The 13632-nt window shown below is 71.4% G+C and carries 10 protein-coding genes; 4 read left to right on the forward strand and 6 right to left on the reverse strand.

Annotated features, from left to right (window positions below):
* Window positions 1-17: 17 nt before the first annotated feature.
* The 5 genes from ilvC to ACT4MF_RS01245 form a co-directional block, all read right to left on the reverse strand.
* On the reverse strand, window positions 18-1073 hold the full coding sequence (gene ilvC, locus ACT4MF_RS01225; protein WP_444681484.1) for a ketol-acid reductoisomerase: 1056 nt from the start codon (window positions 1071-1073) through the stop codon (window positions 18-20).
* 32 nt (window positions 1074-1105) lie between these two features.
* Complete coding sequence (gene ilvN, locus ACT4MF_RS01230) at window positions 1106-1768, reverse strand: acetolactate synthase small subunit (protein WP_099255026.1); 663 nt, start codon at window positions 1766-1768, stop codon at window positions 1106-1108.
* Window positions 1765-3618, reverse strand: a complete 1854-nt coding sequence (gene ilvB / locus ACT4MF_RS01235) for a biosynthetic-type acetolactate synthase large subunit (RefSeq protein ID WP_444681485.1) — start codon at window positions 3616-3618, stop codon at window positions 1765-1767. The genes ilvN and ilvB overlap by 4 nt, the downstream gene beginning before the upstream one ends.
* 352 nt (window positions 3619-3970) lie before the next feature.
* On the reverse strand, window positions 3971-5152 hold the full coding sequence (locus tag ACT4MF_RS01240) for a LeuA family protein (protein ID WP_444681576.1): 1182 nt from the start codon (window positions 5150-5152) through the stop codon (window positions 3971-3973).
* Between the two features lie 341 nt (window positions 5153-5493).
* Window positions 5494-7053 (reverse strand): glutamate-cysteine ligase family protein, encoded by a 1560-nt coding sequence (locus ACT4MF_RS01245; protein ID WP_099255028.1) that lies wholly within the window; start codon window positions 7051-7053, stop codon window positions 5494-5496.
* Between the two features lie 161 nt (window positions 7054-7214).
* Between ACT4MF_RS01245 and ligA the strand changes: the two genes are divergently transcribed.
* Complete coding sequence (gene ligA / locus ACT4MF_RS01250) at window positions 7215-9041, forward strand: ATP-dependent DNA ligase LigA (protein ID WP_444681486.1); 1827 nt, start codon at window positions 7215-7217, stop codon at window positions 9039-9041.
* Window positions 9042-9141: 100 nt separating this feature from the next.
* Window positions 9142-9876, forward strand: a complete 735-nt coding sequence (locus ACT4MF_RS01255; protein WP_444681487.1) for an MBL fold metallo-hydrolase — start codon at window positions 9142-9144, stop codon at window positions 9874-9876.
* Between the two features lie 56 nt (window positions 9877-9932).
* On the opposite strand, the gene ACT4MF_RS01260 is transcribed toward ACT4MF_RS01255, so the two are convergent.
* Entirely contained in the window at window positions 9933-11108 is a 1176-nt protein-coding gene (locus ACT4MF_RS01260; RefSeq protein ID WP_444681488.1) for a PGF-CTERM-anchored ABC transporter substrate-binding protein, read from the reverse strand.
* 62 nt (window positions 11109-11170) lie between these two features.
* On the opposite strand from ACT4MF_RS01260, the gene btuC reads away from it, so the two are divergent.
* Together btuC and ACT4MF_RS01270 are read left to right on the forward strand one after the other, a co-directional pair.
* Window positions 11171-12313 carry a vitamin B12 ABC transporter permease BtuC gene (gene btuC, locus ACT4MF_RS01265; protein WP_099255032.1) on the forward strand — a complete coding sequence of 381 codons (1143 nt, stop codon included), beginning with the start codon at window positions 11171-11173 and terminating at the stop codon, window positions 12311-12313.
* Window positions 12310-13614 (forward strand): ATP-binding cassette domain-containing protein, encoded by a 1305-nt coding sequence (locus tag ACT4MF_RS01270; RefSeq protein ID WP_444681489.1) that lies wholly within the window; start codon window positions 12310-12312, stop codon window positions 13612-13614. Before btuC ends, ACT4MF_RS01270 begins: the two co-directional genes overlap by 4 nt.
* Window positions 13615-13632: the final 18 nt, after the last annotated feature.

Below are 13632 nucleotides of genomic sequence, written 5' to 3' on the forward strand. Positions count from 1 at the left end.
GCCGCCGCGTACGCCCATCAGGCGGTCACCTCGGCACTCTCTTCCTCGTCTTCTTCGCCCTCCTGCCACGCGAACAGGCCGCGCAGCTCCTCGCCGACGGCCTCGATCTCGTGGTTCTTCTCCGCGGTCCGGAGCTGGGTGTAGGAGGGGCGTCCCGCCTGGTTCTCCGCGATCCACTCGCGGGCGAACTCGCCGTTCTGGACCTTCTCTAAGACTTCTTCCATGTTCTCGCGGGCGTGCTCGTCGACGACCACGTCGCCCTGCGTGAGCCCGCCGTACTCGGCGGTGTCGGAGACGGAGTCCCACATCTCGCCGAGCCCGCCCTCGTACATCAGGTCGACGATGAGCTTGAGCTCGTTGAGACACTCGAAGTAGGCCATCTCCGGGGAGTAGCCGGCGTCGACCAGCGTCTCGTACCCCTGCTTCACGAGCGAGGTGACGCCGCCGCAGAGGACGGCCTGCTCGCCGAACAGGTCGGTCTCGGTCTCCTCGCGGAACGACGTCTCGACGACGCCGGCGCGGGTACAGCCGATGGCGGCCGCGTACGCGAGCCCCTGGTCGTGGGCGTCCCCGGTCGCGTCCTGATACACCGCCAGCAGACCGGGCGTCCCCTCGTCGTTCTCGTAGTTGCGGCGGACGAGGTGGCCCGGCGACTTCGGCGCGACCATCGTCACGTCGACGTCTTCGGGCGGCTGGATCTGGTTGTAGTGGATGTTGAACCCGTGCGCGAACTGGAGCGTGTCGCCCGCCTCCAGATTCGGCTCGATGGCGTTCTCGTACACGTCCGGCTGGACCGTGTCGGGTACGAGCACGCTGACGATGTCGGCCTCGGCGACGGCGTCCGCGGGGGTCTCGACGCGGAGCCCGTCGCTCTCGGCGGCGCTTCGGGAAGAGCTGTCCTCTCGGAGGCCGACGATCACGTCGACGCCGCTCTCGGAGAGGTTCTGAGCGTGCGCGTGGCCCTGCGAGCCGTAGCCGAGCACGGCTACGGTCTTGTGAGCGATCGCCTCCTCGTCGGCGTCTTCGTCGTAGTATACGGTCGAGTCGAACGTCTGTGTGTCGTCTTCAGTCATGTGAATCGTGTGTGTATGCGTGCGTTCGCGTGTCAGTCGTCGTGCGTCGTCGGTTCGCCGGCCGTTCCGGGCTTCTCTCCGGGCGCCGTCGGCGTGTTGCCGCGTGCGAGGGCGGTCGGCCCGGTGCGCGCGATCTCGACGATGCCGAACCGCTCGAAGGCGCCGATCGCGTTGTCGATGCTGGCGTTGTCGCCGGTGAGTTCGACGGTGATCGTCTCCGGACCGGCGTCGACCGTCCGGCCGTCGTACATCTCGGCGACCGCGTGGACCGCGGCCGGGTCGTCGGCCTCGACCTTCAGCAGGACGAGCTCCGAGGTGACCGCGTCGCCGGCGACCTCGCCGACGGAGATGACCGGCTTCAGCTTCGCCATCTGCTTTTCGATCTGGTCGATGCCGGGGTCCGTCTCCTCGACGACCATCGTGATCCGGGAGTGACCGTCCACGGTCGTCGGGCCGACGGTGAGGCTCTCGATGTTGAACTGGCGGCGGGAGACGAGTCCGGAGACGCGCGCGAGCACGCCCGGTTCGTCCTCCACCAGCGCCGAGATGACGGCGCGGCGCGACTCGTGTTCCGCCTCGACGACGGGGTCGATGCGGATCCCTTCGAGGTTCCGGCGCCCGTCGGGGTGGTCGCGCTCCTCGGGGCCGGGCTGTTCGCTGGGTGCGGGCCGGGATTCGGATGCGTCCCCGCTCATAGCTGGTCCTCCGTGGTGGCGAACTTCCCGTTCGCACCGCCGCTCGGCACCATCGGCAGCACGTTCTCCTCCGGGTCGATGTGGAAGTCGATCACGGCCGGGCCGTCGTAGTCGAGGGCCTCCTCGACCGCCGGCGCGACCTCGTCGTAGTCGTCGACGCGGAGGCCCAAGGCGCCGAACGCCTCCGCGAGCTTGTCGAACTCGGGCATCCACGTGTAGTCGGAGGCCATGTGACGGCCCTCGTAGAAGGCGTCCTGCCACTGGCGCACCATGCCGATGTACTCGTTGTTGAGCACGGCGATCGTGATGTCGAGGTCCTCGCGGACGGCCACCGACAGCCCCTGCATCGTCATCAGGAAGGAGCCGTCGCCGTCGAAACACACCACGTCGCGGTCGGGCTCGCCCATCGTGTCGGCCGCGACGCGCGCGCCGACGGCGGCGGGCACGCCGTAGCCCATGGTGCCGAGCCCGTGCGAGGAGACCCACGTCCGGGGCTCCGTGTACGTCCAGAACTGCGATGCCCACATCTGGTGTTGCCCCACGCCGGTCGTCACGATGGTGTCGTCGTCGGTCGCCTCGTCGAACGCCTCGACGACGAACTGCGGCTTCAGCGGCTCGTCGTCCGGCGTTGCGTACGTGAGCGGGTACGTCTCCTTCCACTCCGCACAGCGATCGCGCCACGCCTCGGCGTCCGGCGCCTCGCGGACCGCCGCGGTCAGCTGGTCGAGGACGCGCCCGGCGTCGCCGATCAGCGGGTAGTCGGCGAAGACGTTCTTCGAGATCTCGGCGGGATCGATGTCGACGTGGACGACCTCGGCCTCCGGCGCGAACGTGTCGATCCCGCCCGTCAGCCGGTCGTCGAACCGGGTGCCGACCGCGATCAGGCAGTCGGTGTGAGTGATCGCCATGTTGGCGTAGCCGGTGCCGTGCATCCCGGCCCACGAGAGACAGAGGTCGTCGTCCTCGGGGAACGAGCCGATGCCGGGCATCGTCGTCGTCACCGGGATGCCGTACGTCCGCGCGAAGGTGCGCGCGGCGTCGCTCGCGTCGGCCTTGATCACGCCGCCGCCGAACAGGCACACGGGTCGGTCGGCCGCCTCGATCGCGCGGGCGGCCTCCTCGACCGCGTCGGGGTCGGCGTTCGGGTCGGGGTCGGTGCCGGCCGGCGGGGTCGCCGGTCCGGGCGTCTCGTCGGTCTCGTCCTGCGTCACGTCCTTCGGGAGGTCGACGAGCGTCGGGCCGGGCCGCCCGGCGCGCGACAGCTCGAACGCCTCGCCGACGGTGTCGCCGACGGAGTCCGCGCCGTCCGCGAAGTAGTTGTGCTTCGTGATCGGGCGGGTGACGCCGACCGTGTCGGTCTCCTGGAACGCGTCGTTACCGACGAACTCGGTGGGCACCTGTCCGGTCAGCGCCAACATCGCGTCGGAGTCCATGTCGGCGTCGGCGATGCCGGTGACGAGGTTCGTCGCCCCCGGCCCCGAGGTCGCCAGACAGAGGCCCGGCTCGCCGGCGACGACGCCGTAGGCGTCGGCGGCGTGCGCCGCGCCCTGCTCGTGGGCCATCGTCACGTGGCGGATCGAGGAGTCGTACAGCGCGTCGTAGACGGGCATGATCGCGCCGCCCTGAACGCCGAAGGCAGTCTCTGCGCCGGCGGCCTCCAGCGCGGCGACGACCGACTCTGCGCCGGTCGACACCGGTCCCGCGGCGGGACCGTCGGCGTCGTTCGGATCGTCGGTGCCGGTCGACACCGGTCCCGCGGCGGGACCGTCGGCGTCGTTCGGATCGTCGGTGCCGGTCTCGGCGGATTCGTCCGCGTCGTCCTCTCGTGGCTGTGCTGCTGTGTCGCTCATTGTCGTGGTGGTGTTCGGTGGTGCATCTCGCGGGTGTGAGAGTGGGTCGGTCCGAACGCCGAGTCGCCGGACGAGAACTGGCTCGCTCGGTGGCGTTCGTCGATGCGTGGCGTCGGTGAGGAAAGGGTGATGTAGGGGGTTATACCCCTACAATGATCGGCGCGACGGCTCCGGCGACATCGGCGGTCGTCGGGGTCTGGAAGCGCCGTCGCATCTCGGCTCGACCAACGCGTCCGGGGTATAAATCCCTGTCGGGGAACGGAACCGGCAGACCGGCTCCGGGCGGGGGCGATCCCGTCCGCGCGCCCGTACGGCCGTCGCTCGGCGGGCTCCCCGCGCAGGGAGGCGGCCATCAGACCCGGACCTCCTCCTCGCGGTCGACGTCCGCCTCCTCGGCGAACCGCTCGACGTCGCCGGCGGTCACCTGCCGCTTGCCGGAGCCGTACTCCTTGACGCGCTTGGTGATGCGCCGGACCTCGCTGTCGCTCGGGTCGAAGCCGGCCTCCACCAGGTGCTTGCGCACGCTGTGGGTGCCGGTGTGTTTCCCGAGCACGAACTCGCGTTCGGCTCCGACCATCTCCGGGGTCATCACGCCGGTCTCGAACGTGTCGGCGTTCTCGATGACGCCGGCGGCGTGGATGCCCGACTCGTGGGCGAACGCGTTCCGCCCGGTGACGGGTTTGTTCGCCGGCACCGGGATGTCCGAGGCCTCCTCGACGATCCGCGCCAGCTTGGTGATCTGGGTCGTGTCGATCCCGGTGTCGACGCCGTACACCGACTCGACGGCCATCACGACCTCCTCGTAGGCGGCGTTGCCGGCGCGCTCGCCGATCCCGTTGACCGACACCTGCGCCTGCTCCGCGCCGTTCTCGAAGCCGGTGACCGCGTTCGCCGCGGCCATCCCGAAGTCGTCGTGGGTGTGCACGTCGACGCGGGCGTCGGTCGCCTCGACGACCGCCTTCACCGTCTTCCCGAAGCTGGTCGGCATCGCGACCCCGCACGTGTCCGGGATGTTGATCCAGTCGGTGCCCGCGTCGCTGACCGCCTCGACGATCTCGCGCAGGTAGTCGGGGTCGGTCCGCGTCGCGTCCATCGGCGAGAACATGCATTCGACGCCGGCGTCTTTCACCTGCTCGACGGCGTCGACCGCGCGCTGTTTCGCCTCCTGCCGGGTCGCGTGCATCGAATCTTCCAGCTGTACGTCGCTGGTCGAGACGAACACGTGGACCATCTCGACGCCGGAGTCGATGGCGGCGTCGATGTCGCCCTCGACGACCCGCGCCAGCCCGCAGACGGTGGTGTCCGTCGCGGCGGCGATGTCGCTCACTGCCTCGAACTCCGCGTCCGAGTTCACCGGGAACCCCGCCTCGATGACGTGGGTGTTCATGTCGTCCAGCGTCGCCGCTATGCGGCGTTTCTCGTCGTAGCTGAACGACGTGCGCGGTGACTGTTCACCGTCTCGTAACGTCGTGTCGAAGATCCGTACAGGACCGATATCGATGTTAGAAGCTATCGTGCCCTGGAAGAACTCGATCCGCCGGGGTGTCCGACGAAGCCTCCGTGATGTCTGTCATCGACTGACAGAAGCACGGTGGAGAACTTAACACTTGTGCCGACTGCAAAAACGGCCCGGCTGAGCGCGCTCGACGTTCGAGCGTCGATACGGAAAATCGCACGACATCAACGGGTTGGTTCGTCCTTATACACATTATACACACACGGAGGCGATCGGCGTGATGTGGTTTCGGAACCGGGTAAATAAACGGAATAGACGTTCGTTTCGTTCCGGACGAAGCCGGCGCGCGGTCAGCGCGCGGTCTGCGGTCGCCCCAGTCGCCGGAGTTGCCCCACTCTCCGGTCACCCCAGCGGCTGCCTCACTCCCCGTTCAGCCACGCCGAAAAGCCGCCCTCGATGAGCGTCTCGGCCTGCCGGTCGATGTACTCGCGCTGGGTGTCGTGGACCGCGGTGTCGAAGTCGTCGCCGGCGTCGAGGCGCTCGCGGACACGGTCGCGCTTCCAACTCGCCGGCGTCGTCCGGTTCGCCACTCGCCACCGGAGCGGGGCGAGCCACGCGGCCGCCTCCTCCTCGGGGCAGCCCGCCGTCCGGAGGCCCGCCTCGGCGTGGTCGAGGAGGTCCGCGTACAGCGCGTCGGTGTCGGTCGTGCGCTCGCCGTCGAGGCCGATCCACTCGATCTCCGCGCCGAGCCCGTCGGCGACCGCGGCGTAGAAGTTGTCGCGGGCGGTCCCCCAGTCGAGCCCGATGACGGGGTGCTCCCGCTGGGGGAGCGCCTGCATGAGCCCGGCGAACGCCGCCTGGAACGCGATCGAGTCGCGGACGGTGGGTTGCCCGGGGATCGGGCGAAACTCGATCCGGGCGTTGGCGCTCGACCGGCTCGCGCCCTCGAAGACGGGGCGGACCCACCGCCAGTAGCTGCCGTGTTTCGTCCGGAACGTCGCGAACTCGTCGTCGAACCGGTCGGTGCCGTCGGGTTCCGGCATCGGGATCAGCGTCTCGTCGGCGGTGACCCGGTCGACGGCGGTCTCGACGTCGTGGAACTCCCGCGGGAACCGGACCTTCCTCCCGTCGGTGCGTGCGTTGAGCACCGACTCGAACACGTGGATCCGGTTCTCCGTCGCACCCTCCGCGAGGACGCGCTCACCGTCCCACCCGTCGTCGTACAGGTCCGGCGGGAAGAGCGGCGAGTTGACCCCGAGCGCGAGCAGGGGGCCGGCGATCCGGAGCGCGTACCGGAAGTGCCGCGGCAGCGTCTCGGCCTGCGCGACCTGGTAGTGCGGCTGGATCGACGTGATGAGGCTCTCGGGCATCACCGTGTCCGCCGCGAGCGACACCCCCGGCGCCTCGACGACCGTCCCGTGTCGCCCCTCTGTGCCCGCGTTCGCCATCGCGTGGTACCGGACCGCGTCGCTCATGTTGACGGCGACGGTGACCCCGTCGACGTCGACGCTGTCGGTGAGGTACCCGCGGGCCGTCTCCCCGGCCGGCGGGATCGTCCAGAGGCCGTCCGAAACGAGCCGCATCCCCTCGACGCCCGCGGTGTTCTCCGCGGCCTCCAGCCGCGCCCGGACCTCCGCGAGCTGCGCCCGGAGCCCGTGGTCCGACAGCGGCTGCGGGCTCGTCGACATCTCGGCGTTGTGGAGCCCGAGCTCCTTCTCGAACCCCATCAGCTCCAGCAGCCGACGAGGGACCCGCATCAGGGCGTACTCGCCTGCGCGCGACTCCTCGCTCCACCGCCCGTCGGCGACCGCGTAGAACTCGTACTCGAAGCCGACGATCGACTGGTGGTTGTCGAAGGCGCCGTCGCGGAGCGCCTGCTTGACGACCTCCGCCTCCTCCTCGGCGCGGGCGTCGAACTCCTCGGGGTCGACCGCGAGCGCCTCACGGACACCGTCGGCGAGGGCGGACTCGGTGCTCATGGGACGGTCGACGACTCCGCCCGGTAAAAAGGTCTGCGCCCGATCGGCGGCGTGGGACCGGTCGCCACGCGGCGTCGGCGGCCCGCGGTCGCTCGCGGTCCCCCGTCGTCGAGACCGGCCCGTATCGGGGCGCTTTTGCCGAGCGATCGCCGACTCGGGGTATGGAGTTCGCAGCGTTCGGCGACCGAGCGGAGGCGCTGGCGGCCGAGCCCGGCGACATCGAGACGACCCGGCTCGTCGCCGACCTGCTCGCGACCGCCGGCGGCGTCGGGGGCCCCGGCGGAGATGGGACCGGCGACAGCGACGACCTCGCGACCGTCACCCGGTTCCTGCTCGGTCGCGTCTTCCCCGCGCACGACACTCGGACGCTCGACGTGGGGCCGGCCCTGTGTCGCGAGGCGATCGCCCGCGCCGCCGGGCCGAACGTGACCGCGGCCGACGTGGAGGACCGGCTGGCCGAGGCCGGCGAGATCGGCGCGGTCGCCGCCGGCTTCGAGTTCGGCGGCCAGCGCGGGCTCGCCGCCTTCGGCGAGGGGCGCGATCGGCTCACCGTCGCGGGCGTCGACGCGGCGCTGCGCGAGCTGGCGGCCGCCGCCGGCGACGGCAGCGAGTCCCGGAAGCGCGACGCGCTGTTCGGGCTGTTCAACAGGTGTGAACCCGCCGAGGCGAAGTTGCTCGCGCGGCTAGTGCTCGGGGAGATGCGGCTCGGCGTCGGCGAGGGAGCCGTCCGCGACGCGATCGCCGAAGCCTTTCTGGCGGACGAAGCCGAGGGTGACGTGCACGCCGACGGCGACGCGGCGGTTGACGGCGCCGACAGCGACGACGCCCCGACCCTCCGCGCCGACGACGAGGCCGTCGCGGCCGCCGAGCGCGCGCTGCAGGTGACCAACGACTACGGCCGCGTCGCGGTCCTCGCCCGCGATGAGGGGATCGCCGGCCTGCGCGCCGAGGGGCTGGAAGTCGGTCGGCCGGTACAGGCGATGCTCGCGCAGGCGGGGACCGCGACCGACGCGGTCGAGGCGTTCGGCGAGGTCGCCGTCGAGACCAAGTTCGACGGCGCGCGGGTGCAGATCCACTACGTCCCGGGGGTCGGTGGCGACGGCGGCGACGCTGCCGGCGGCCCCGGGCTCGGCCCGTGGATCTACTCGCGGAACATGGACGACGTGACCGACGCGCTCCCGGAGATCGTCGAGTACGTCGAAGCGCGCGTCTCGGACCCGGTCATTCTCGACGGCGAGGTCGTCGCCGTCGACGACGACGGCGACCCGCTCCCGTTTCAGGAGGTGTTGCGGCGCTTCCGCCGAAAACACGACGTGGACCGGATGCGCGAGGAGGTCGGCCTCCGGCTCCACGCGTTCGACTGCCTCCACGCGGACGGCGCGGACCTGCTCGACGAGCCACTCCGGGTCCGCCACGACCGGCTCCGCGCGGTCCTCCCCGACGCGGCCGCGAGCGTCGAGTTCGCGGACGACCCGGCGGCGGTCGAGGCGGCGGAGGCGGCCGCGCTCGACGCGGGCCACGAGGGCGTGATGCTGAAGAACCCCGAGTCGGCGTACACGCCCGGCGATCGGGGGCAAGACTGGCTGAAGCGCAAACCCGACGTGGAGACGCTCGACGCCGTCGTGATCGGCGCGGAGTGGGGCGAGGGGCGCCGCGCGGAGCTGTTCGGGACGTTCCTGCTCGGCGTGCGGGCGGGCGACGACGAGCTCGACACGATCGGCAAGGTCGCGACCGGGCTCACGGACGAGGCGCTCGCCGACCTCACCGAGCGGCTGGAGCCGCACGTGGTGAGCGAGGCCGGGACCGAGATCGAGATCCGACCCGATGTGGTCCTCGAAGTCGGCTACGAGGAGATCCAGACCTCCCCCACCTACTCGTCGGGATACGCCCTGCGGTTCCCGCGGTTCGTCGGCGTCCGGGAGGACAAATCCGTCGCCGACGCCGACTCGCTGGAGCGCGTCGCGCGCCTCGCCGGAGACGCCGAGTAGCGGTCGGGGCCGCGTCGAGAGGCGAGCGTCCCGGCGTCCGGCGAGCGGCGACGCGAGGGCGATAGCCACCCTCAAGGCGCCCGCGTCCGGAGGCCCGCGCATGACGGTCCATTACGACGACTTCTCGGTCGAGTGGCTCGGGTACGCGACGGCGAGACTGGAGCCCGAGGGCGGCCCCGTCGCCTACACGGACCCCGGTCGATACGGCGTCCTCGACGACTACTGGGCCCGCGACGGCGACCTCGTCGTCGTCACCCACGACCACCACTACGACCCCGAGGGGATCCGGTCCGTGGCGCGTGAGGACGCGACGATCGTGATCTACGAGGCGGTCGACGCCGCGGGGATCGATCGCGACGTGGAGCCGGTCGAGTCGCTGGCCGAGGAGTACGACGTGATCCGAGTCGACGACGAGGCGCGCGTCGACGTGGCGACCCAGGCCGGCGAGGTCGCCGTCTGGTCGGTCGCCGCGTACAACGATCCCGAAGGACCCAACGCCGGACCGGACGGCTCGGTCATGCACCCGCCGGGACTCGGCTGCGGGTTCCTCCTCGGGCTCGGCGACCGCACCGTCTTCTGGCCGGGGGACTCCGACGCGTTCGAGGGGTTCGCGGAGCTCGACGTGTCCGTCTTCCTCGCGAACATCGGGGGCGGCGGGATCGTCTCCGACCGCGGCGCCGCCGCCGAGCTGGCCGACGCGATGGACCCGGATCTGGTCGTTCCGATCCACTACGACACCTTCGAACAGCTGGCGGCGGACGGCGAGGCGTTCGCGGGCGACGTGGCCGCGCGCTCGATCCCGGTCGCGCTCGACGCGCGGTCGGCGAACCAGTAGCGGCGGGAGAAGGGGCACGCCGCGGGCAACGATCCGCTGGAGGGGGCGAAGGTCGCCTACGGTCGACGCGCGATCAGCGCCGCAGCGAGCGCCGCGGTCAGAGCCGCCACGACGCCGAACCCGGGCGCTTGGCTCTCCGAGCCGTCGTCACCGTCGGTCGTTCCGTCATCGCCGCCTGACGTTCCGTCGTCGCTGTCTCTTGTTCCGTCGTCGCCGTCGTCACCGTCAGTCGTCTCATCGTCGCCGTCGATCGCTCCCTCGCCCCCCGTCTGCAGCTCCTCGACCGCGGTCGCGAGCGTTCTCGTCGACTCGATGACGCTCCGCGGGGCGGGCTGATTGAGGTAGTTCACGTTCATCACGACGTAGTTGTCCTCGAGCCCCGCGGTCGTGCTGGCGTACGGCTCCTCGTCGAGGATCGACGCCTCGGGGTCGGTGACGAGGACGATCTCGGGATCGGTCTGGAGGATGACCTCGCTCGAGAGCTGGGGGTAGCCGTCGCCCTCGGCGGCGGCGACGTTGTCCACGCCGCCGACCGCCATGATGGAGTTGATGAACGTGTTGTTCGCGGCGACGTAGCCGTCACCGAGCGGATACAGCGCGGCGGGGCGGTCGAGGTCGGCGGTGCGGTTCTCGGCGTCCGCGACCGCCTGGTTCATCTCCGCGTTCGTCTCGGCGGCGGCCTCGCAGTTGCCGACGAGCCGCCCGGTCGTCTCCGTCTTCGCCGCGATGTCATCGACCGAGGTCGCCGCGGCGAAGTGGTACACCGTGAGGTTCTGCTCGCGGAGGGTCTCTGCCGTGCTCGCCGACGACGCGTTCGGGACGAGCACGAGGTCCGGTTCGGTGCCGACGACGCGCTCGACGCTGACGCCGAACCCCTCGGCCGAGACGTTCGCCCGCTCGCTGGCCCCGTCGAGGTAGGCGGCGTACTGCGTCACGCCGACGACGCGGTCCTGCGCGCCGATCTCCCAGAGCGTCTGGGCGGCCGACGGGTTCGTCGTCGTGATCCGCTCGGGTCGCTCGTCGAGCGTGACCGTCGTCCCCGTGGCGTCCGTGATCTCCAGCGGGAACCCGCACGCGTCGTCCGTCTGGGAGACGCTCGGACCGTCGCTCGGGGAGTCGACGGTCGGCGTCGGCTCCGTCGTCGGCTGTGCGCCCGCGACCGGGCCCGCGACGCCGCCCAGAAGGGCGGTCGTCACGAGCAGGGCCATCACGATGACGTGCCTGTCTCGCATCGCGTCGACGACGGCGCTCGTTCAATAAGTATTTACCTACTACAAGTTTTGTTGGAGAACGAATGAGTGCCTGGGGGCGAGCCGCGGGCTGGTCGGCGGCGTTAGCGGCGACGCTGGCCCTCGTGGCCGTGGTGAGCGCCGCGATCGGTCCCGTCCGCGTTCCGCCCACGGCGGTGGTGAAAGCGGTGTTGAACGCGCTCGTCGTTCCGACCGGCGTGGAGACGACCGCCCAGGGCGCCGGGACGCTTACGCTTCCGGGGGTGGACCTCGTGTACCGGTCGCCGTTCGCGTTCCCCGTCGACCGCGTGCACCAGCAGATCGTCGTCGGCGTCCGGCTCCCGCGGATCCTCATGGCCGCGCTCGTGGGGTTCGCGCTCGCGGCCGCCGGAACGGTGATGCAGGGGTTCTTCCGCAACCCGATGGCCGACCCGTCGATCATCGGCGTGTCTTCGGGCGCCGCGGTCGGTGCGGTCGCGTTCATCGTGTTCCCCACCGCGCTGTCGGCGACCCTGGTGCTCCCGCTGGTCGGCTCGGTCGACGTGGCGCTCTCGCACGGCGCGGGGGTGAGCCTCTTCGCGTTCGTCGGCGCGCTCGCCGCCGCCTTCGGCGTGTACGCCATCGCGACGCGGCACGGCCGGACGCCGGTCGCGACCCTCCTCCTCGCCGGCGTCGCCGTGCAGACGTTCCTCGGCGCGGTCATCTCGTACCTCCAGCTGCAGGCCGGCGAGTCGCTCCGGCGGATCGTCGCGTGGCTGATGGGCCACCTCTCCGGCGCCGGGTGGAGCGACGTCGCCGTCACCGCGGTCGTCGTCCCGCCGCTGTTCTGCGTCCTCCTGGTGTACGCGCGCGACCTCAACGTCATGCTGCTGGGCGAAGAGGAGGCCCAGGGGCTCGGTATCGCGGTCGAGCGCACGAAGCGGATCCTGCTCGGCGCCTCGGCGCTGATCACGGCCGCGGGCGTCGCGTTCGCGGGGGTCATCGGCTTCGTGGGCCTGATCGTTCCGCACATGCTCCGGCTGGTCGTCGGCCCCGACCACCGCGTCCTGCTCCCGAGCGCCGCGCTCGCTGGCGGGTCGTTCCTCGTCGCGGCCGACACCGTGGCGCGGGCCGGGAGCACGGAGCTCCCCGTCGGGATCGTCACCGCCGCCGTGGGCGCGCCCTTCTTCGTCTACCTGCTCGTGACCCGGGAGGTGCACGAGCTGTGACCGCCGACTCCCCCACCGTCGGCGATGGGGCGTCCCGCACGCCCGACGACGCCGAGGCCCCACCGATCGAGGTCCGTGACCTGTCGGTCGCCTTCGGCGATGTCCCGGTCGTCTCGGGCGTCGATCTCCGGGTCGAGCGCGGGTCGCTCGTGGGGCTCGTCGGCCCGAACGGCGCGGGGAAGACGACGGTCCTTCGGGCGATCAAGGGGACGCTCTCGCCCGACGCCGGCGAGGTCCGGCTCGACGGCGACCCCGCCGACTCGCTGTCCCCGCGGGAGGCCGGACGCCGGGTCGCCAGCGTCCCGCAGGAGACGAGCCTCGCCTTCGACTTCCGCGTCCGACAGATCGTCGAGATGGGGCGCACGCCGCACCTCGGCCGGTTCGACGGTCACGGGCCGGCCGACGATCGGGCGGTCCGCGAGGCCATGGACGCGGCCGGGGTCGCGCGCTTCGCGGACCGGGCGATCACCGAGGTCTCCGGCGGCGAGCGCCAGCGGGTCCTGCTCGCGCGGGCGCTGGCACAGGAGACCCCGTCGCTGCTGCTCGACGAGCCGACGGCGAGCCTCGACGTGAACCACGCGGTCCGGACCCTCGAACTCGTTAGGGGTCTCGTCGACGGGGGGCGCGCCGCGCTCGCGGCGATCCACGACCTCGACGTGGCCGCGCGGTACTGCGACGAGATCGTCGTCCTCGCGAACGGCGGCGTCCGGGCCGCCGGGCCCCCGGCGGACGTGTTGACGGCAGGGACCCTCCGGGACGCGTTCGACGCCGAGGCGTTCGTCGGGGCGAACCCGTCGACCGGGACGCCGACGGTCACCGCGTTCGACGCGCTCGACGGAGCCGGCGAGAGCGGTGGAGCCGAATCGACCGACGCCCGTGAGTCGACCGACGCCCGCGAACCGCGCCGCGTCCACGTCGTCGGAAGCGGCCGATCGGCGGCGCGAGCGGTCGCGCGGCTGGCCGCCGCGGGCCACGCCGTCTCCGTCGGGGTCGTCCCCGAGGGCGACGCCGCGGCGGGCGTCGCGACCGACGCGGGCGCGACGGCGGTGACGGCGCCCCCGTTCGCGGCGGTCCCTGCCGAGCGGCGGGCCGAAGCGGTCGCTCTCGCCGAGGAGGCCGACGTGACGGTCGCAGCCGGGAGCGGGGAACGGGGAGAGACGGAGGCGAATTCCGAAGCGGGCGCGAACGCGGCGGTGTTGGCGGCCGGCGACCGGATCGCGCGTATCGACGACGGATTCGGCGATAGCGAACTGCTCGACGCGGTACGCGAGTGCGACGGGAACGACGCAGCGGATCGATAACCCGGTCGAGCGGGAGCG

The sequence above is a fragment of the Halorubrum sp. FL23 genome (assembly GCF_052439115.2).
In the GTDB taxonomy this organism is placed as follows: domain Archaea; phylum Halobacteriota; class Halobacteria; order Halobacteriales; family Haloferacaceae; genus Halorubrum; species Halorubrum persicum.